Below are 18,478 nucleotides of genomic sequence, written 5' to 3'. Positions count from 1 at the left end.
TTTCGTTGTCCTGGGTTTCGTCAACCATGCCGTATGCCGCTGAGCTCGGCGGCGCTCACGCCTGACCTTTCGCTCGGGCGAGGTCGCTGGGGGTGCCGACGTCGATCCAGTCGCTGCCGAGGTGCCACGCCGTGACGACCTCACCCTTCTCGAGGCAGGTCTCGACGAGGTCCGGCATCCCGCTCGCCCGACCCTCGGGCACCCACGCGAGCGCCCGCGGCTCGATGGCGTAGACGGCGGCGTTGATGTCGAGGGTGAGGGTGGGCTTCTCGCGGAGCCCGGTCACCCGGCCCCCGCTCTCCTCGACGACGCCGAAGGGGACCTCGTGCTGGTAGCTGCGGGTCGCCACCGTCAGCGTCGCGCCGGTGCGGGCGTGGGTGTGCAGCAGGTCGACGGCGTCGAACTGGACCATGAGGTCTCCGTTCATGACGAGCACGGCATCCGCGAGGTCGGGCCGCTCGGCACGGAGCAGGGTCAGGGATCCGGCCGTACCGAGGGGCCGTTCGGGGTCCTCACGCAGGTATCGCACCGAGCACCCGAGCCTCGATCCGTCCCCGAGGTGCTCCTCGATCCGGTCGGCGAGGTAGTTGACGCTGACGTGGATGTCGCGGATGCCGTCGCCGACGAGGCCGAGGATGATCCACTCGATGATCGACCGCCCGGCGACGGTCATGAGGGGCTTCGGCGTGTCGTCAGTGAGGTCGCCGAGACGGCTTCCCCGTCCGCCGGCCATGATCACCGCGACGTTGGGCAGCGGCCTGGCGCCGACGACGTCGGACAGGGTGTGCAGCCCGACGAGTGTGCCCTCTGCGTCGACCTCCGGCACGGCCGAGACGTGCAGGGCGGCGAGCAGGTCGAGGACGAGCGCTCGTGGCGAGCCGGCGGCCACGGTGTGCGGTGACTTCGTCGCGTGGTCAAGGGCGAGGTCGTCGAGGCTCCTGCCCCGCAGGATGGCCCGCCGCAGGTCGCCGTCGGTGAGCAGCCCGGCGAGCCGCCCGGCATCGTCGACGAGCAGGCACACGCTGGTGCCGCTCCGGTCGATGACGAGGAGGGCGTCGCGGAGTGTGGCCGTGCTCGCTGCAGTTGCCCGCATCAGCTCCCGCTGGCTCACTGCCTCACCTCCTCGTCGAGCTCTCCGACCATGGTTCCGTCCACGTCGGAGAAGCGCTTGACCCGGCCGGACGACCCGGCGCTTCGCACGATATCGAGGATGCGACGGCTCGCGTCGCCGGTGCCGTAGGGGTTGGCGGTCGCGACCGCCCTGGCCCTGCCCTCCGGGGACAGCGCGAGGCGGACCGCCTCCTCGACCGCCGCCCGGCCCTCCTCGGCATGGATGACGTTGTCGCCCCGCAGCCGGCCGCGCTGACGGTCGCCGACGTCGACGGCCGGCTTGTGCAGGGTGGCTGCCTCGATGACGCCCGAGGACGAGTTGCCGACGACGACGTCCACCGCGTTGAGGACGGCTGGGTAGTCCCGCCCGAGGGCCGTGACGAGTCGCAGCCGGGGCTCTGCCGCGGCGAGCGCCGACAGGGCCGCGACGATGTCGTCCCGCCCCTCGTCCATCCCCGGATGCGTGGCGATGACCGTCCCGCACACGGCGAGCGTCGCCTCGGCGGCCTCGCGAGCCCAGTCTCCGACGGGGGCTCCGGTCTGGGCGGTCGGCGGGTGGTAGGTGAAGAGCGCGACGGGCCGCTCGACGCGGTCGATCCCGAGCAGACCGGCCAGCGCGTCGTCCCCCAGGGCTGGTGCCGCGGCGAGCCGGTCGAGCCCCGGTGCGCCGGTGACGTGGATGCGCTCCCTCGGCTCCCCCAGCTGCCTGAGTCGCCGCGCGGCGTCCGGCGAGGCGACGCAGTGCTCGTCCGCGAGCTTGGTCACCGCGTGGCGGACCCGCTCGTCGACGGCGCCCTCGGTCACCTCGCCGCCGTGGAGATGCACGATCGGCACCCCGAGAAGGACGGCCGGGGGCACGACGTAGAGCAGCTCCCAACGGTCCCCGAGGACGACGAGGACCTCGGCCCCGATCTCCTCCAGCGCCCCGCCGACGGCGACGGAGAGCCGGGCTCCGTGCTCCAGCTGCGCCTCGACGGAGACGACGCTCATCGGCTCCGCCAGCCCGTGCACCACGGCACCCGATGCGGAGACCCCCGGAAGGGCACGGTCGAGGTCGTCCGCGCCGTACATGACCCCGGTGAGCAGGTGAAGGTCGACGTCGGGTGCGTCGGCCAGCGCCTCGATGACGGGCGTCAGGGGGCCGAGGTCGGCCCGCGTGCCGACGAAGACGGCCACGGTGCGCGTCGTGGCCATCAGGCGTCCAGGTCGGAGTCGGTGACGGGCGCCCCCGCAGGGACGGGTCGAACGACGACGCGGCCCCGGATGTCCGCGCCCGGGCTGATGCCGCCCTCGGGTCGCAGCAGCGCCAGGTGCGCACCGTCGAGGATGGTCCCCACGGGCAGGTCGACGGCGGCATGCCAGGACCGGCGCACGAGCGTGGCGTTCTCCTCCTCGGAGGGCATCCGCCGCTTGACGCCGTCGCCGAGCGCCCGGGCGAGCTGCTTCGTCGCGAAGACGTACTCGGCCAGGGCGTCCGGCTCCAGGCTCGCCGCGTGGTCGGGCCCGGGAAGGGTCCGGTCCGCTGTGAAGTGCTTCTCGAGGATCGGCGCGCCGAGGGCCACGGCGCCCAGCGCCGTCGTCAGGCCCGGCGTGTGGTCGGACCAGCCGACCGGGTGGCCATGGGCCGCGGCCATCGCCGGGATCGCCCGCAGGTTGCACTCCTCGATGGGGGCGGGATACGCCGAGACGCAGTGGAAGAGGATGAGGCCGGGCGCCTCACGGCAGGCCTCGACCGCCCGGGCCACCTCGTCGGCCGTGCCCATCCCGGTCGACACGAGCAGGGTCACCCCAAGGGTCGAGAGCTGCTCCAGGTAGGGCAGGTTCGTCAGCTCCCCGGAGCTGACCTTGAGAGCCGGGAGGCCGAGCCCCACGAGCAGCTCCGCGCTGTCCAGGTCGAAAGGCGTCGACAGGAACGTGATCCCCGAGTCGGTCGCATGGTCGCGCAGCTCGGCCCACGCGGTCTCCGGCAGGGTGAGCGACTCGAGGAGCGAGCGCTGGTCGGACGAGCCGCCGCGATCGCGCTGGTAGGGCGTCGTCGCGGCGGCCGACGAGACGAGCTTGTCCGGCGAGAAGGTCTGGAACTTCACGGCGTCCGCGCCGGACGATGCCGCGATGTCGACCAACCGGTGGGCGAGGTCGAGGTCGCCGTTGTGGTTCACGCCAGCCTCGGCGATGACGTAGACGTCCTCGGCGGTCGGGATCTCCACAGCCGCGATGGTGACTGGCCTCATCGGTGCACGCTCTCAGCACGTGCAGGGACTCCGGTGATCGTCACCCCGTCAGGGACGTCACGCGTGACGACGGCCCCGGCTCCGATCGTCACGTCGGACCCCACCGTGACGCCGGGCAGGATGCGGGCTCCGGACCCGACGAGGCAGGCCGCCCCCACTGACGCTGATCCGAGGAGCACGGCTCCCGGAGCGATGTGCCCACCGTCGCCGACGACGCAGTCGTGCTCGACGATGGCGCCCGTGTTGACGATGACGCCGGCCCCCAGCCGGGCGGCGGGGCCGACATGCGCGTGCTCGAGGACGACGGACCCAGCCCCGAGCTGCACGTCAGGGGCCACCGTCGCCGAGACGGCGACGACAGCCGGCGCGAACTGCACTCTCGACGAGACGTCCGGCCCACCCTCACTCGAGTGTGCACTTCGCGCCGGCCCACCCTCACTCGAGTGTGCACTTCGCGCCGGCACGTTCTGCACACTCGACTCAGAGGGTTGGGCGCCCAGGCGGGGGAGCAAGGCCAGTCGTGGCTCGGGCGCGCCGATGGCGACGGCCGCTCGCAGGCCTTCTCTCACGACACGCTCCAGGGCCTCCTCCTCGTCCGCGAGCACGTCGACGTGCCAAGCCCGCCCGCCGGCTTCACCGACAACGGCCACCACGGACTCGCCGAGCCGCTCGAGCACGTCGACGACCGAGCGCGCGTGCCCACCGGCCCCGAAGACGACCCACCCGGCCACACGCACACCGTCAGCAGACCGCGGGCCAAGCCCAGCGGCATACGGCATCTCATCCATCACGGCCCCCGAGCGTGCCGGCGGCCTCGGCGAAGGCGTCACCGATGCGGCGGATGTTTTGCGGCTCCAGCACGGCAGGCACCCGCGGTGGGTCGAGGACCAGGCCCTTCCACGAGTTTCGGACATACGAGGTGACGAACCACTCGTCGATCTCGGCCTGCGTGGCGCGCAGCCCTTCCCAGCCACGCGCCTCGACGAACCCGACGAGGTCGTCGGGCGTGGCGAGCCGGAGCACGTTGCCGAGCCGGCTCCACGGCATCTCCGCCCCCGTGATGACCGGCAGCCCGAGCAGCCCGGCCTCCAACCCCACGGTGCCGGTGGCGGTCACGGTGAAGACGGCCTGTTGCATCAGCTCGCGGGAGTCGGCGAACGGGTCGATCGTCGCGATGTTCGGGTGGACGTCGAACTGCGGCCAGTAGTCCGGGTCCCGACGCCACATGAAATGAGCGTGCTCCTTGACTGCGACTCCGATTCCCAACGGGGCCAAGACATCTGCGAGCACCCGGGCGGTGTAGGCCTGGTCGCGCCACTCCTGGCCCATGACGTCGATGCTCGACTCCGGCTGCACCTGCAGCGGCAGGAAGACGAAGCGGTCCGGCAAGGGGTCCCAGCGCCGGGACTGGTACTCGCGCAGGTTGAGCCGCGCCTTGAGCGGGTTGAGCCACGGGAGCCGGGCGTAGTCGCTGGGCTTGGGCAGCTGCAGGTTCGCGCCCCGGTCGACGGCGAACTCGCGCACCCGGTCGGTCGCCAGGCGCCAGACTTCCTGGCCGGACTCGACCTCGAGGTTGCGGGCGTAGCCCATCGGCCGGCCCTGCTCGGTGCGCCACGTGTCGATGAACCGCGTGCCTGCATCCACAGCCCCGGGGTCCTCCACCGGCCGCTCGAACAGCGTGATCCCTTGGGGGGCCCCGATGAGCCCGAAGCGGTCGGAGGGAAGCCGGATGCCCCGGGGCCACGTCGCGAGTCCGCCGTGGTGCATGACGAGCCCGGCCGTGAGCAGCTCGGACGTCACCGTGAACTCGGTGAGCGCGAGGACGGGACCCCGCCCGGCGATCGCCTGCTCGAGGTGCTCCGACGCGAGGTTGAGGAAGTTCATCGCCGTGTCGACCCGGTTGCGGCGCAGGGCTCGCTCGCTGACGAGCAGGTCGAGGACGTCGAGCCCGACGCCGGCGCAGGCCCGTTTGAGCGCAGCATGGGGAGCGAGGCCGCTGACGACGTTGGCCTTGCGGGCGGCGGCGTAGGGCAGCCGCACCGTCGTGGCGAGGGGCGCGTGGCGTCGGGTCCACGCGAGGTTGGCGTCGGTGCGGACAACGAGGATCAGGTCCTTCGTGTCGAACCCCGCATGCACGAGGGCGGGCACGAGCAGATCGTCGTAGCCGAGTCCCATGTGGACCAGCGGTGTCACCACGAAGGCGTGCTCCTCAGCTTGTCGTGATTCGATGCCGTATGCCGCTGAGCTCACTCCCCTGGGTGCGCTCGGTCAGCGGGCGGCCGGGTTTCCGGCGGTCGTCATCCTAGCCGCGCATGCTGCGCAGGACGCGTGGCGCGAGGGCCACGGCGACCGCGGCCAGGGCCACCACGAGCACCAGGCGGACGAGCGCGCCCGTCCCGGTGCTGGGCAGGAGGGCCCCGGCCACGCAGAGCGCCGCGGCGGCGGCACCCGCGACCCAGAGCCGCGGGTCGAACCGGAGAGGTGTCAGGGTCCGTGCGGCCTGGACCGTGACCGCCATGAGCACGACGTAGGCGACGGCCTTGGCCGAGGCCACTCCCGCGATTCCCGCCGGGTCGCTCAGCCAGGCGGCCGCGGCGACGAGGACGACGACCGCGATCGCGGCGGCGATGGCCAGGCGCCCGGTGCGCTCGTGGTCAAGAACGGCAAGAGACGCGCCCTGGTAGACCATGTAGGCCACGGACACGATGGCGATGAGCCCGAGCGAGACCGACATCGAGCGCTGCGGGAAGCCCGGCGCCATGACGCGGACGAGCCACGGCCCGAGGAGCGCGACGCCTGCCGCGCCCACGCCGACGACGACGACAAGGGACGTGCCGGTCCGTGCGGTCCAGCGCCAGCGGTCCCCCAGCGGGTGCGACAGGACGAGCGGGCCCCAGGCGTTGAAGAGCGCGACCGCGAGGACGAAGGGCATGTTGGCCAGCTGGAGCGCGACCTGGTAGGCGCCCGCGGCGGCCTGCCCCAGGAGGACGTTGACGAGCAGGACGTCGCCCATGAGCAGGCCGAGCATCGCCACTGCCTGGGGCAGGAGCGGCGCGGCGAGCCGGAGTCCCGCCCGAGTCCGCTCGCGTGCAGCGGTCGGCAGCAGTGGTCGCCCGATGGCAATGGCGACGACCGCCGCCAGGACGAGCGCCACGGTGTAGGCGGTGAGATAGGTCAGTCCCGCGCGGTCGCCCTTGGCGGCGAGCAAGCCAGCCAGATGGGCGACGACTGTGGCGGCGACCGCCAGCGCGAGGAACTCGAAGGGCCGTAGCCTGGCCCGCGACAAGGACTGCCCGGCAACGACGGTGGTCAGCGCAGCCGAGGCGACGACCACGAGGATGAAGACGCGGAGGTCGACCCTGCCGGCTGCCGAGAGACCCGCACCGAGAGCGATTCCCAGCACGGCGATGCCGACGGCGAACAGGGTCATGGTCCCGGCGAGCGCCCGGCCGGCTGTCGGACCATCAGGACCGCGGTGGTACTCCCGCAGGATCACCTGGGGCAGCCCGGCTGCCGCGATGGTCCCGATCATCTGGATGACGACGAGCGCGGTGGCCACCTTGCCGTACTCCACGTCCCCGAGCAGCCGCGTCGCGAACGGCAGGATGAGCAGGATGCCCAACCCCTGCAGGGCGGTCCCGACGAGGTAGACGACCGAGTGCGAGCCGAGCGACCCATGGGCAGCGCCCTGCGCCGGCGTTGCCGCCACCCCGTCGCCTTGCCCAGTCACACGTCGAACCTATCCATCGCCCATCGCGTCAAGCGTCTCGACACCGCCGAGATGACGGTTTGCCAGGGTGGCAGAAGCGTGGCGGAAGGGGACACGATGGGTCATGGTCAGGCGGGACCGCTCGTTGGGGCGCCGGATCCTGCTCGTCTTCCTCGTCGTGGGTGTGGTGATCGGTGTGGCGATCGGCGTGATGGCCGGGCTGCAGCGTCGGCTCATCTACTTCCCGGACTCGTCACCGGTTCCACCCGCAGGTCGGGTGATCGACGGAGCTCGTGATGTCACCCTGCACACGTCGGACGGCCTCGAGCTCGGTGCCTGGTTCGTCCCGGCGGGCGGGGACGCGCAGCTGGACCTGGCCGTCCTCCTGGCACCCGGCAACGGCGGCAACCGCGCAGGGAGGGCCGGGCTGGCGAGAGAGCTGAGCCGACGCGGCCTTGCGGTGTTGCTCATGGACTACCGCGGTTATGCCGGCAACCCCGGATCGCCGAGTGAGGAGGGGCTCAGCGCTGACGCCGACGCCGCTGTGCAGGCGCTGACGGAGCTGGGCTTCCCACCGAACCGGACCATCTACGTCGGAGAGTCCTTGGGTACCGGCGTGGCCGCCGCCCTGCAGGCACGGACGCCGCCCGCTGGCCTCGTGCTGCGGTCGCCGTTCACCGAGCTCGCCGACGTCGGGGCCCGCCACTTCCCGTGGCTGCCGGTGCGGCTGGTCCTGAGGGACCGGTTCGAGGTGATCCAGCGGCTGGCGAGCAGTTCGGTTCCCACGACGGTGATCTACGGGGACCGCGATTCCGTCGTGCCGCCCCAGCTGAGCGCACGAGTGGCCGACGCGGCGCCCGTCCTCGTCGAACGCATCGTCCTCCCCGGGGCCGACCACAACGACCCGGTCATGTTCGGCCCTGCCGTCGCGGACGCCGTCCTGCGCCTGGCGCGTCGGGTGGCCTGACGTCCGCGCCGCGGAGGAGCAGCTGAACCGTGCTGTCCTCCCACTCCTCGGCCGCTTGCCCGTCCTGGAGGACCGCGGCGAGGTACGCACCGAGGAGCAGTCCGACCAGCGCCCCCGGATCCACGCTTCGGTCGAGGGCGCCGCTGTCCACGTCGGACTGGATGTCCGCCCGAACGGTGTCCAACCGGTCCCGCAGGACGTGCCGGAGCGCCGTGGTGAAGTCGGGGTCGGACTCGGCCATGACTGCGGCTGTCCCTCCGCGACCCAGGCGGTCCTCGACCAGGCGGCGCACCTCGGCGAGGACCCACCTGAGCTTCTCCTCCATCGGTAGGTCGGGCGCCGGCGTCGACACCTCGACCAGCTCGTCGAGCGTCGCCGCGATGAGCGCCCGACGGTCCGGGAACCGCCGGTAGATGGTCGTGCGTGCCACGCCGGATCGAGCCGAGACCGCATCGATGGTGAGGGCGCCGGGACCCCTCCCCCGAAGCAGGTCCAGCGCGGCCTGAAGGATCCGCTCGCCCACTGCTGGGTTCCGGGGACGGCCGGGGCCCTGGTGCATCGCCAACCTCCGGGGGAATAGTCCGGCGACTATTTTCGCTACACCCAATGTAGCGAAATCCGCAAGCATCCATCGACATGCACCAGGAGGAACCAATGACCATCGACCCGCTCGTTGCCGGAGCCCTGCTCATCCTGTTCGTGACCTTCTGGTTCGTCGCAGGCGTGGTGGACGGCACCAGACCAGAGCCGGTCAAGGTGCCCGGAGAATCACCGGCGTCCACCGAGCCGAATCGGCCGGGTCCTGATCGGGAGCTCACGCACCGCTGACGACGACCTGGACCTGCACCCGATCCGCTCTGGTGCGTGAGAGGGTGCTCTCGTGCCCGAGCGCGACGAGATCGACCGCCTGTCGGTGACTCCGCGCGTCGTCGTCCGTGGCGTCGGGTCAATCGGGCAGCGCCACGCGCGCGTCCTCACCCGCCTCGGTGCCGACGTGGCGCTCTGGCCGGTCCGACCCCGCCCGGCGCCCCTACCCGATCCGCCCACGAGTGGCTCAGCAGTTCAGACGCTGAACGACTCGTCCGGCCCGGCAGCCCTGGCCTCGGCCGACCTCGTCGTCATCGCCACGGACACGGGTCGCCACGTCGCGGACGCCATTGAGGCGCTCGATGCCGGGGCAGTACGGGTCCTCGTCGAGAAGCCCGTCGCACCGACTCGTCTCCTGGCCGACGCCCTCGCCACCCACCCGCGCGCTTCCGACGTCTGGGTCGCCGCTCCGCTGCGAGCCCACGAGGCCTTCCGACACCTGGCCAGCGTCGTCCGCGACATCGGCGCTCCAGTGTCCGCGCACGTTCGCTGTCAGTCCTGGCTGCCCGACTGGCGCCCGGACCGGGACTACCGGGAGTCGTACTCCGCGCGGCTGGACGAGGGCGGTGTGCTCCGTGACCTCGTCCACGAGCTCGACTACGCCGAGGTCCTGCTCGGTCGCCCCACCCTGCTCGGCGCCCACCTCGAGCACGCCGGCCCCCTCGACATCGAGGCGGAGCAGGCCGCCACCCTGCTCTGGTGCACCGACACGGCCACGGTGACCTGTCGCCTCGACTACGTCACCCGGCCCGCGGCCCGCGGGATCACGGTCCGTGGCCCTGACGGCGTCCTGGACTGGGACGTGACGACCGCGACCGTCACCCACCTCGACACGACGGGACGCCCGACGACGACGACCTTCCCGGCCGACCTGGACCGCGACGCCGTCATGGCCACACAAGCCCGCGCGGCACTCGAGCTGACGCCTGATGCCAAGCCGGCTCAGCGGCATACGGCAGGAGCACCGGCCACCCTCGCGGAAGGGCTCGCGACGCTGGAACTGTGCGACCGCGCCAAGGAACTGTCGTGACGCGGCCGCGCATCCTCGCGGTCATCCCCGCCCGCGGCGGCTCGAAAGGCCTGCCCGGCAAGAACACTCGACCTCTCGCGGGTCTCCCCCTCATCGCTCACAGCATCCGCGCCGCAGCGATGACCCCTGCGGTCACGCGCTGCGTCGTGTCGACGGACTCGGAGCAGATCGCTGCAGTAGCGCGTGACCACGGCGGCGAGGCGCCCTTCCTGCGACCAGCAGCGCTCGCCGCAGACGACACCCCGATGGCACCCGTCGTGCGCCACGCCCTCGAGTGGTGCGAGCAGGACGAAGGCCAGCCGTATGCCGCTGTGCTCCTTCTCGACCCCACCTCCCCCGCGCGCGTCCCCCAGCAGCTGACCGCTGCGGCCGACCGGCTCTTCGCCACTGACGGCCTCGACGGCGTCATCAGTGTGTCCGAGCCGACGTTCAACCCGGTATGGGTCGGCGTGCGTGGTGCCGGGTCGGCTGACGGCGCCCTCGAACGCTACTTCGGGGCGGGGACGGGGGTGACGCGCCGGCAGGACGTCGAGCGCTTCCTGCGGATCAACGGGAACTTCTACCTGTGGCGCGCCGAGTTCGTCCGCCGCCTCGAGTCATCGTGGTTCGACGAGGGACGACATGCCGGTGCGGAGATCCCCGAGTCACAGGCGTTCTCGATCGACGATGCGTACGAGTTCCGCCTCATCGAGGCGCTCATCGGGGCCGGCATCATCGAGCTGCCCTGGATCGAAGGGAAGTGACAGATGGACGAGCCGCGTCACCACCACGCCAACCGCTCGGGACTCGCTCGGCTGGCTGACCTCGGCGGCCGCACCGCAGTCGTCACCGGTGGCGCCGGCCCGCTCGGGTCGGTGGTGTCGGCGACGCTGGCCGATGCCGGCGCCCATGTCGTCGTCGTCGACCTCGACGAGGCAGCGTGCGCCGAGACGGTGGACTCGCTCCATGGCGGCGGCCACGTCGCTCTGGCAGGCAACCTCCTTGAACCACAGGGAATCTCGCGTGTCGTGGCGACGATCCACGAGATGGGGTCCTGCGACGTCCTCGTCAACAACGCCGCCTTCACCGGCACCTCCGGAGTCCCGGGCTACGCCGTCCCGTTTGAGGAGCAGACCGACGAGGCCTTCGCGATGGCCCTCGCCCTCAACCTCACCGCGCCGTTCTCGCTGACCCGCCAGCTCGCGCCGCTGTTGCGCTCCGACGGGCACGGCAGCGTCATCAACGTCTCGAGCATCTACGGCCTCGTCGGACCCAATCTCGCGCTCTACGAGGGGACACGGATGGGCAACCCCGCTGCCTATGCGGCCTCGAAGGGTGGGCTGGCCCAGCTGACGCGCTACCTCGCCACGGTCCTCGCTCCCGACATCAGGGTCAACGCCGTCGCCCCCGGTGGGATCGCGCGGGGCCAGGACGAGGCGTTCGTCTCTCGTTACGAACGACTCACGCCGCTGGGGCGGATGGCCACCGAGGACGACCTCCGTGGCGTGGTGACCTGGCTGGCCTCGGACGCGGCCGCCTACGTGACCGGGCAGGTCATCGCCGTCGACGGAGGCTGGACCGCCTGGTAGCCGTCATGCGGGTGCCGGGCTGCCCCGCAGCTCTCGGGCAACGGTGTTCTCGAAGAGCTCGATGCCGGATCGGTCGTGCGCGGCCTCCTGGAAGTAGAGGATCCCGTAGCCCATGCCGCGCCGCTCCATGTCCTGCATGACCTCGACGACCTGTTCCGGAGTGCCCACCGCGGGCTGCGTGCGGAGGTTGTCGATCTGCCGCTCGATGCGAGCGTCGGGTACGCCACCGCGGCGGAGCAGGTCGGCGTGGAACCGGAGCCGGTCCTCGACGTCCGCCTCGGTCTCGCCGATGACGACGTTGAAGTCGCCCGTCCGCACGATCGAGTCGAAGTCCCTGCCGACCGCCCGGCAGTGCTCCCGCAGGACGTCGCTCTTGCGCGAGAAGGTCTCCGCGTCGTCGTAGAAGTTCGTGTAGTCGGCATACTGCGCCGCGATCCGCAGCGTCACCTTCTCGCCACCGCCCGCGACCCAGATCGGGATGCCGTTGGCCTCCGAGCCGGGGACCGACGTGCCCTGAAGGGGCCGGGGTGCGCAGCGCGCTCCCTCGACCTGGTAGTGCTTGCCGTCCAGCGTCGCCGACCCGGTCGTCCACATGTCGCGGAAGATCTGCACGCCCTCCCGGAGCCGACCCAGGCGCTCCCCGGCGGACGGGAAACCGTAGCCATAGGCCCGCCACTCCTTCTCGTACCAGCCGCCACCGATGCCCATCTCCAGGCGACCGCCGGAGATGACGTCGACCGTGGCCGCCACCTTCGCGAGGTAGGCGGGGTTGCGGTAGCTGACGCACGTGCACATCTGGCCCAGCCTGATGCGCGTGGTCGATGCGGCGAGGGCACTCATGAGCGTCCACGCCTCGTGGGTCGCCTCGTCCGAGACGACCGGGACGGTGTGGAAGTGGTCATACACCCAGATCGACTCGAAGGTGTCCCCATCGTCCGCGTAGCTCGCCAGGCCGGCCATGGCCTCCCACTGCTGGGCCGGATCGATGCCGACCAGGTCCATGCGCCAGCCCTGCGGAATGAATAGTCCGAATCTCATGTCCTTCATCCTGTCATCGCCGGGGCGACCCCGGTGGTCCGCGCGTGTGAGGATGGAGCCATGCACCACAACGACCCGGCCGTCATCAGGGACCTGCTGCACACCCCGGCGACCTGGGCCGTCGTCGGTTTGGGCGACAACCCGAACCGCACGGCGTACCGGGTGTCGCTCTGGCTGGCCCGAGAGCTCGGCATGAATCTCATCCCCGTCCATCCCAGCGCGGCCACCGTCCACGGCTTCCCGGGCCGGGCCCGACTCGCTGACATCCCCGATGGGACGACCGTCCGCGTCGTCAACTTCTATGTCAACAGCGCCCTCGTCGGCGACTGTGTCGACGAGGCGATCGCCGAGAAGGATCGCCTCGGCATCGGCGCGCTGTGGCTCCAGCTCGGTGTCATCGACGAGAAGGCCGCGGCGCGGGCGACCGAGGCCGGGCTTGCCGTCGTCATGGACACGTGTCCCAAGATCGAGTGGCCCCGCATCGTGCCCGGCGACGGCGCCGGGGCGATCTCAGGGTGACTCAGACACCCTTGGCGACCTCTTCTCGCAGGGACGCGCCCTTGGCGTGAGCCTGGTCCCGGAGCGCCGCCTGGAAGGTGCTCATGCGCTCGCGCACGGCCCGGCCGAGGTCATCGTCGGAGGTCCCGACGATCCGCGCGGCAAGGAGTCCCGCGTTGCGGGCGCCTCCGATGGAGACCGTGGCAACCGGGACGCCGGCCGGCATCTGGACGATCGACAGGAGCGAGTCCATGCCGTCGAGGTACCTGAGCGGCACCGGCACGCCGATCACCGGGAGCGGCGTCACTGCGGCGAGCATGCCGGGCAGGTGGGCCGCACCCCCGGCGCCCGCGACGATGACGCGCAGCCCGCGGCCGGCCGCCTCCTTGCCGTAGGCGATCATCTCCTCCGCCATCCGGTGCGCCGAGACGACGTCAGCCTCGTAGGGAATCGTGAACTCCCCCAAGACTGCTGCAGCCTCGCGCATGACGGGCCAGTCGCTGTCACTGCCCATGACGAGCCCGACGAGGGGCTTGCTGATCTGCTCGGCCATCGTGCCTCAGTCGCCCTTCATCCCCACATCGTTCGGTTCATTCGGTGATCGCTCCCTGGAGGTAGTCGGCCGCGTGCCTCGCCCGCTCGCGTGCGTCGGCCAGGTCCGCGCCGCTGACGTTGACGTGACCCAGCTTCCGACCGGGGCGGACTCCCTTGCCGTACATGTGGACCTTGGCTGCGGGGTCCCGGGCCATGACGTGCCGGTAGGCGGGATACAGGTCGGGATAGTCCCCACCCAGGACGTTGGCCATGGCCGTCCACGGCGCCCGTGGACGTGGGTCGCCGAGGGGCAGGTCGAGCACCGCGCGCAGGTGCTGCTCGAACTGACCGGTGATGGCACCGTCCATCGACCAGTGGCCGCTGTTGTGTGGCCGCATGGCGAGCTCGTTGACGACGTAGTCGAGACGACCGTCCTGACGGGGCACCTCGAACATCTCGACGGCCAGGACGCCGGTGACGTCGAGCTCGCCGGCGATCCGTAGTGCCGCCTCGGTTGCGACGGAGGCGAGCTCAGGGTCGAGCTCTGGAGCCGGCGCGAGCACCTCGGTGCAGATGCCTTGGGTCTGGACGGTCTCGACGACGGGCCACGCGGCGGCCTGACCCGATGGGCTGCGCGCCACGAGGGCGGCGAGCTCGCGGGTGAAGTCGACCCTCTCCTCGAGGAGGAGGCCGTCGGACATGGGGCCCGGCTCCCCGACGTGCGCGAGCCAGCCGGCCGCGTCCTCGGACGAGGAGGCGAGGATGACGCCCTTGCCGTCGTAGCCGCCCCGGGGCGTCTTGACGATGATCGGCCAGCCGACCTCCTCGCCGAACCGCTCCACGTCGGCTGCCTCGCGAGCGACGGCCCACCGTGGACAGGCGATGCCGAGCTCGGTCAACTGCGCGCGCATCGCGAGCTTGTCCTGCGCGAACCGGAGGGCCGCACGGCTCGGGTGCATGACGACGCCCTCCGCCTCGAGGGCGAGCAGCACCTGCTGCGGCACGTGCTCGTGGTCGAAGGTGACGACGTCGCACGATCGGGCGAAGTCCAGGACGTGGTCGAGCTCGGTGTGCTGTCCGACCGGGGAGGACGGGACGACGAGCGCGGCGGAGGCGACTTCGTCCTCTGCCAGGACGGAGAGCTGGACGCCGAGCTCGATCGCGGGTCCCTGCATCATGCGGGCCAGCTGGCCACCACCCACGACGCCGACGATGGGGAAGCCTCCGGGGGCGCGTTTCGGCTCGGTCACGGCGCCCCAGCCTAGTGGGCCGCGGGCTCGGTCGACTCCTCGTCCACCGGGGGCAGCGCCGGCTCGTGGAGCACGGCCTCGGTGTGAGCGGGGTCGGCCAGCTCGCGGTGTCGCGTGCGCACCGCAGCGAAGGTCCACAGCTTGTTGAGGACGAAGGTGATGGGGGTGACGACGGCGATGACGATCAGCTGCGCCCAGTAGAGGCGGGTCCGCAGCCCGGTGGAGTCGTCGAGGATCGAGGTGGGCAGCGCCAGCGGTGAGCCGGGGTGCATGAGCAGCGTGAGCAGCAGGAGCCCGACGAGCTGACCGAGCAGGCCGACCGTCACGAACGGCCAGTACTCGCGCCACCAGGACTTGTGCTGTCCCTTACCGAACGTCCAGGACCGGTTGAGCTGGAAGTTCCACAGGTTGGCAACGAGGAAGGCGATCGTCGAGTAGACGTGGTACCACCGGACGTTGTAGTCGGTGAACGGCAGACCGATGATCGGGTCGTCCGGGTCGGGCCCGAGCCGCTTGACGAGCACGAGGGTGGTCAGGTTGACGACCACGCCGGACGCCCCCACCAGCGCGAAGCGGAACAGCAGCAACCAGTTGTGCCGGTGGCGCACGAACAGGTACTCCCGCAACCGTCTCACCAGCGAAGGGTAACCCGCGCGGGCCCCGTCATCCCCGGCTCAGCCGGTCTCGGCCTCCGAGAGAAAGAGGGCGAAGCGGGCCGGTTGGGCCTGCACGAGGTCGAGTCGTCCCCCGTTGGCCTCGGCGAGGTCGCGCGCGAGAGCCAGCCCGAGCCCGGTGCCGCGCCCGCGCCCGCTGCTGACCGACCGCTCGAAGATGTGCGGTGCCATCGCAGGGGGTACTCCCTCGCCCTGGTCGCTGACCTCGACGATGACCGACGGTCCCGATCGTCGGGCGTGGACGTCGACCGTGCCGCGGCCGTGCGCGAGGGAGTTCTCGAGGAGGGTCGAGAGGACCTGTGAGAGAGCGACCGGGGTCGACCTGACGAAGAGGCCACGCTCACCGCGGACCCGCACCGACCGCCTCGCCTGCTCGAAGGCCGGCTGCCACTCGCGTTGGAGGGCGGCGATGACGGAGTCGAGCGACACGGCGGGCGCCGGCCCGTTGGCGCCTCGGGAGCGACCCAGAAGGTCGTCGACGACCCGGGTGAGTCGCTCCACTTGGGCGATGGCGATGTTGGCCTCTTCCTTGATGGCCACGACGTCGTCCGTCTCGGCGATCTCCTCGAGGCGCATGAGCAGGGCGGTCAGCGGGGTGCGCAGCTGGTGCGAGGCATCGGAGGCGAAGTCGCGCTCGGCGGCGAGCGAGCGGGTCATGTCATGGGCGCGCCGCGAGATGACGTCGGACACGTGGTCGAGCTGCTCGATGCCGGAGTGCAGGGGCTCGAGCCGCGCCTCTCCGTTGGCGAAGCGGTCGGACAGCTGGGCCAGTGCGGTCGCGGACCGCTCGAGCAGCCGCCGGAGCGGAAGGCTGGCGAGGTGGCCGAGGGCCAGGCCGGCGAGGCACACGATCGCCGCCGCGCCCGCAAAGCCCACGATGCCGACCGATGGATCCGTGGCGAGCCACTCGCGGATGACGTCGGCCCGACTGGTCACGACGTAGGCGACGACGCCGGTCGTCCCGGCGGCGGCCACTCCCGCCGTGGTCGCTGCCGTGACGAGCGTCACCCGGTCGAGTGCGCGCCGCACGGTCACTCTGGCCGGGGCCGTTCGAACCGGAAGCCGACGCCGCGCACGGTGGCAATGTACTGCGGGGACGTCGCGTCGTCACCGAGCTTGCGGCGCAGCACCGAGATGTGCATGTCGAGGGTCTTCGTCGAGCCGAACCACGAGGTGTCCCAGATCTCCCGCATGAGCTGCTCGCGCGAGACGACCTTGCCCTGCTCGCGAACGAGGACGCGGAGCAGGTCGAACTCCTTGGCGGTCAGCTGCAGCTCCTCGCCCTTGAACCAGGCGCGGCGTCCGTCCGAGTCGATCCGGACGAGGTCACCGGTGTCGGCTGGCACATCGACTGGGGTCCGGCGCAGGAGCGCACGGACCCGGGCGAGCAGCTCGGCGAGCCGGAACGGTTTGGTGACGTAGTCGTCGGCCCCGGCGTCGAGGCCCACCACGGTGTCGACCTCGTCGGCTCGCGCCGTGAGGATGAGGACCGGGATGCTTCTGCCCTCGGCCCGAAGGCGACGGCAGACCTCGAGCCCGTCGATCTTGGGAAGTCCGAGGTCGAGCAGGACGAGGTCCGGGTTGTCCTTGGCTCCGTCGAGCGCCGCGGCTCCGTCCTCGCGGACGTCGACGTCGTAGCCCTCCCGGCGGAGGGCACGTGCGAGTGGCTCGGAGATCGCTGGATCATCCTCGGCCAGCAGCACTCGCGTCATGTCACCGTCCTCAGTCGCCGTGTTGTGGGGCCAATGGCGTGGGCGGCCCGCGGGCACCGAATGACCCGCAGCCTACCGATATCGCCCCTTTATGCCACCGGCGTGTCCATCGCGGCATGTGTCGCATGCTCGGACACGAGGGCCGCCCCGGCCAGTCGAGTGCCCAGAGCGCGCCTTCGTGGTTCCCCCCTCACGTCGAGTGTGCAGTTGCTGTCGTCTCAAACTGCACACTCGACGAAGTCCCAGCCCCCGGCGCGGACTGCACACTCCACCAACCCATCAGGCCGTATGCCGCTGAGCCGGCTCCCCCCTCACGTCGAGTGTGCAGTTGCCGTCGTCGCAAACTGCACACTCGACGAAGACCCAGCCCGGCGCGGACTGCACACTCGACGAAGTCCCCGCGCCGGCGCGGACTGCACACTCGAGCAACCGGACTCAGCGACCCGGCCAGTTGGGAGTGCGCTTCTCCGCGAACGCGGCAACGCCTTCACGGCGGTCGCCGGAGAAGGCGGTGGCCCGCCAGCAGGCGTCCTCGATCTCGAGTCCTGACGCGAGATCGACGTCTGCGCCGAGGCGCATCGCTCGCTTCGCGTTGCGCAGCCCGACCGGCGAGTTCGCGGCGATGCCCTGGGCGAGGTCGAGCGCCCGGCCTCGGGCCGCGCCTGACGCGACGACTTCGTCGACCGCCGCCATCGCGAGGGCCTCCGCGGCCGGCAGCTTGGCCGCGGTGAAGATCATCCGCGCCGCCCGGGACCAGCCGATGCGCCGGACGAGCAGCTGGGTGCCGCCGCCGCCCGGGATCACGCCGACGCCGACCTCGGGCAGCCCGACGAGCGCTCCCTCGCCCGCGACGATGATGTCGCACGAAAGGGCGAGCTCGAAGCCGCCGCCGAGGGCGAAGCCGTCCACGGCCGCGACCACGGGCATCGGGAGGGCGAGCACGCCGCCGTAGGCCGAGCGGGCCAGCGGTCGCTGCTGCACGAGCTCGGCATCGGTCAGGGTGTTGCGTTCCTTGAGGTCGGCACCGACGCAGAACGCCTTCTCGTGGCTCGAGGTCAGCACGACGCAGCGGACCGTGTCGTCGCCGGCGAGCTGGTGGGTGGCCTCGCGGATCGCCTCGGCCATGGCGGTGGAGACAGCGTTGAGCGCCTCGGGCCGGTCGAGCACGAGCTCGGCAACGTGGACCAGGGCCGGCTCGTCGAAACGCTCGATACGCACAAGGTTCCGGCTCGGGGTGGGCGTCGGCTCAGGCTGGGTCACGCGGGGGCTCCTTGGTGGGGGTGGGCGCTT

The 18,478-nt window shown here is 71.3% G+C and carries 20 protein-coding genes; 6 read left to right on the top strand and 14 right to left on the bottom strand.

Annotated features, from left to right (window positions below; translation table 11 throughout):
* Positions 1-55: 55 nt before the first annotated feature.
* The 6 genes from ABF401_RS09055 to ABF401_RS09030 all read right to left on the bottom strand — a co-directional run bounded on the left by ABF401_RS09055 (position 56) and on the right by ABF401_RS09030 (position 7,071).
* A complete protein-coding gene (locus ABF401_RS09055; RefSeq protein ID WP_353509215.1) occupies positions 56-1,111 on the bottom strand; it encodes a sugar phosphate nucleotidyltransferase in 1,056 nt (351 codons plus the stop codon).
* The gene (neuC, locus tag ABF401_RS09050) at positions 1,108-2,304 is read right to left on the bottom strand and encodes a UDP-N-acetylglucosamine 2-epimerase (RefSeq protein ID WP_353509214.1); all 1,197 of its coding nucleotides are present in this window, start codon (positions 2,302-2,304) and stop codon (positions 1,108-1,110) included. The genes ABF401_RS09055 and neuC overlap by 4 nt, the downstream gene beginning before the upstream one ends.
* A complete protein-coding gene (locus tag ABF401_RS09045; RefSeq protein ID WP_353509213.1) occupies positions 2,304-3,341 on the bottom strand; it encodes an N-acetylneuraminate synthase family protein in 1,038 nt (345 codons plus the stop codon). Before ABF401_RS09045 ends, neuC begins: the two co-directional genes overlap by 1 nt.
* The gene (locus tag ABF401_RS09040) at positions 3,338-4,129 is read right to left on the bottom strand and encodes a PglD-related sugar-binding protein (protein WP_353509226.1); all 792 of its coding nucleotides are present in this window, start codon (positions 4,127-4,129) and stop codon (positions 3,338-3,340) included. Before ABF401_RS09040 ends, ABF401_RS09045 begins: the two co-directional genes overlap by 4 nt.
* A complete protein-coding gene (locus ABF401_RS09035; RefSeq protein WP_353509212.1) occupies positions 4,122-5,537 on the bottom strand; it encodes a hypothetical protein in 1,416 nt (471 codons plus the stop codon). The genes ABF401_RS09040 and ABF401_RS09035 overlap by 8 nt, the downstream gene beginning before the upstream one ends.
* A 106-nt stretch (positions 5,538-5,643) precedes the next feature.
* Positions 5,644-7,071, bottom strand: a complete 1,428-nt coding sequence (locus tag ABF401_RS09030; RefSeq protein ID WP_353509211.1) for a lipopolysaccharide biosynthesis protein — start codon at positions 7,069-7,071, stop codon at positions 5,644-5,646.
* Positions 7,072-7,174: 103 nt separating this feature from the next.
* Between ABF401_RS09030 and ABF401_RS09025 the strand changes: the two genes are divergently transcribed.
* The gene (locus ABF401_RS09025) at positions 7,175-8,017 is read left to right on the top strand and encodes an alpha/beta hydrolase (RefSeq protein ID WP_353509210.1); all 843 of its coding nucleotides are present in this window, start codon (positions 7,175-7,177) and stop codon (positions 8,015-8,017) included.
* Here ABF401_RS09025 and ABF401_RS09020 read toward each other — a convergent pair.
* Complete coding sequence (locus tag ABF401_RS09020; protein WP_353509209.1) at positions 7,959-8,576, bottom strand: TetR/AcrR family transcriptional regulator; 618 nt, start codon at positions 8,574-8,576, stop codon at positions 7,959-7,961. The two genes, ABF401_RS09025 and ABF401_RS09020, sit on opposite strands and share 59 nt — an antisense overlap.
* Positions 8,577-8,671: 95 nt before the next feature.
* Between ABF401_RS09020 and ABF401_RS09015 the strand changes: the two genes are divergently transcribed.
* From ABF401_RS09015 to ABF401_RS09000, 4 genes are read left to right on the top strand one after another with little or no spacing between them, the layout of a single operon-like run.
* Positions 8,672-8,845: a hypothetical protein gene (locus ABF401_RS09015; protein WP_353509208.1), complete on the top strand. Its 174-nt coding sequence runs from the start codon at positions 8,672-8,674 to the stop codon at positions 8,843-8,845.
* Between the two features lie 52 nt (positions 8,846-8,897).
* The gene (locus ABF401_RS09010; RefSeq protein WP_353509207.1) at positions 8,898-9,914 is read left to right on the top strand and encodes a Gfo/Idh/MocA family protein; all 1,017 of its coding nucleotides are present in this window, start codon (positions 8,898-8,900) and stop codon (positions 9,912-9,914) included.
* Entirely contained in the window at positions 9,911-10,657 is a 747-nt protein-coding gene (locus ABF401_RS09005; protein WP_353509206.1) for an acylneuraminate cytidylyltransferase family protein, read from the top strand. The genes ABF401_RS09010 and ABF401_RS09005 overlap by 4 nt, the downstream gene beginning before the upstream one ends.
* A gap of 3 nt (positions 10,658-10,660) precedes the next feature.
* Positions 10,661-11,482: an SDR family oxidoreductase gene (locus ABF401_RS09000; protein WP_353509205.1), complete on the top strand. Its 822-nt coding sequence runs from the start codon at positions 10,661-10,663 to the stop codon at positions 11,480-11,482.
* 3 nt (positions 11,483-11,485) lie between these two features.
* On the opposite strand, the gene ABF401_RS08995 is transcribed toward ABF401_RS09000, so the two are convergent.
* Positions 11,486-12,520: an LLM class F420-dependent oxidoreductase gene (locus tag ABF401_RS08995; protein ID WP_353509204.1), complete on the bottom strand. Its 1,035-nt coding sequence runs from the start codon at positions 12,518-12,520 to the stop codon at positions 11,486-11,488.
* A 60-nt stretch (positions 12,521-12,580) separates the two neighbouring features.
* Between ABF401_RS08995 and ABF401_RS08990 the strand changes: the two genes are divergently transcribed.
* Positions 12,581-13,039 carry a CoA-binding protein gene (locus tag ABF401_RS08990; protein ID WP_353509203.1) on the top strand — a complete coding sequence of 153 codons (459 nt, stop codon included), beginning with the start codon at positions 12,581-12,583 and terminating at the stop codon, positions 13,037-13,039.
* A 1-nt stretch (position 13,040) separates the two neighbouring features.
* On the opposite strand, the gene purE is transcribed toward ABF401_RS08990, so the two are convergent.
* The 6 genes from purE to ABF401_RS08960 form a co-directional block, all read right to left on the bottom strand.
* Positions 13,041-13,571, bottom strand: a complete 531-nt coding sequence (gene purE / locus ABF401_RS08985) for a 5-(carboxyamino)imidazole ribonucleotide mutase (protein ID WP_353509202.1) — start codon at positions 13,569-13,571, stop codon at positions 13,041-13,043.
* A 37-nt stretch (positions 13,572-13,608) separates the two neighbouring features.
* A complete protein-coding gene (locus ABF401_RS08980; RefSeq protein ID WP_353509201.1) occupies positions 13,609-14,802 on the bottom strand; it encodes a 5-(carboxyamino)imidazole ribonucleotide synthase in 1,194 nt (397 codons plus the stop codon).
* Positions 14,803-14,813: 11 nt separating this feature from the next.
* Entirely contained in the window at positions 14,814-15,437 is a 624-nt protein-coding gene (locus tag ABF401_RS08975) for a GtrA family protein (RefSeq protein WP_353509200.1), read from the bottom strand.
* Between the two features lie 39 nt (positions 15,438-15,476).
* Positions 15,477-16,505: a sensor histidine kinase gene (locus ABF401_RS08970; RefSeq protein ID WP_353509199.1), complete on the bottom strand. Its 1,029-nt coding sequence runs from the start codon at positions 16,503-16,505 to the stop codon at positions 15,477-15,479.
* A 2-nt stretch (positions 16,506-16,507) separates the two neighbouring features.
* On the bottom strand, positions 16,508-17,188 hold the full coding sequence (locus ABF401_RS08965; protein WP_353509198.1) for a response regulator transcription factor: 681 nt from the start codon (positions 17,186-17,188) through the stop codon (positions 16,508-16,510).
* 435 nt (positions 17,189-17,623) lie between these two features.
* Positions 17,624-18,448, bottom strand: a complete 825-nt coding sequence (locus ABF401_RS08960) for an enoyl-CoA hydratase/isomerase family protein (RefSeq protein WP_353509197.1) — start codon at positions 18,446-18,448, stop codon at positions 17,624-17,626.
* Positions 18,449-18,478 lie beyond the last annotated feature (30 nt).

Source organism: Intrasporangium sp., from assembly GCF_040414665.1.
GTDB lineage: Bacteria > Actinomycetota > Actinomycetes > Actinomycetales > Dermatophilaceae > Intrasporangium.
The sequence above is the reverse complement of the archived record's forward strand: the minus strand, read 5'-3'. Positions and strand labels throughout refer to the sequence as shown.

Bases quoted from the DNA above. Each gene is read 5' to 3' on its own strand.
- neuC (WP_353509214.1), bottom strand. From the start codon at position 2,304: ATGGCCACGACGCGCACCGTGGCCGTCTTCGTCGGCACGCGGGCCGAC.
- ABF401_RS09045 (WP_353509213.1), bottom strand. From the start codon at position 3,341: ATGAGGCCAGTCACCATCGCGGCTGTGGAGATCCCGACCGCCGAGGAC.
- ABF401_RS09040 (WP_353509226.1), bottom strand. From the start codon at position 4,129: ATGGATGAGATGCCGTATGCCGCTGGGCTTGGCCCGCGGTCTGCTGAC.
- ABF401_RS09025 (WP_353509210.1), top strand. From the start codon at position 7,175: ATGGTCAGGCGGGACCGCTCGTTGGGGCGCCGGATCCTGCTCGTCTTC.
- ABF401_RS09020 (WP_353509209.1), bottom strand. From the start codon at position 8,576: ATGCACCAGGGCCCCGGCCGTCCCCGGAACCCAGCAGTGGGCGAGCGG.
- ABF401_RS09015 (WP_353509208.1), top strand. From the start codon at position 8,672: ATGACCATCGACCCGCTCGTTGCCGGAGCCCTGCTCATCCTGTTCGTG.
- ABF401_RS09000 (WP_353509205.1), top strand. From the start codon at position 10,661: ATGGACGAGCCGCGTCACCACCACGCCAACCGCTCGGGACTCGCTCGG.
- ABF401_RS08995 (WP_353509204.1), bottom strand. From the start codon at position 12,520: ATGAGATTCGGACTATTCATTCCGCAGGGCTGGCGCATGGACCTGGTC.
- ABF401_RS08990 (WP_353509203.1), top strand. From the start codon at position 12,581: ATGCACCACAACGACCCGGCCGTCATCAGGGACCTGCTGCACACCCCG.
- purE (WP_353509202.1), bottom strand. From the start codon at position 13,571: ATGGCCGAGCAGATCAGCAAGCCCCTCGTCGGGCTCGTCATGGGCAGT.
- ABF401_RS08965 (WP_353509198.1), bottom strand. From the start codon at position 17,188: ATGACGCGAGTGCTGCTGGCCGAGGATGATCCAGCGATCTCCGAGCCA.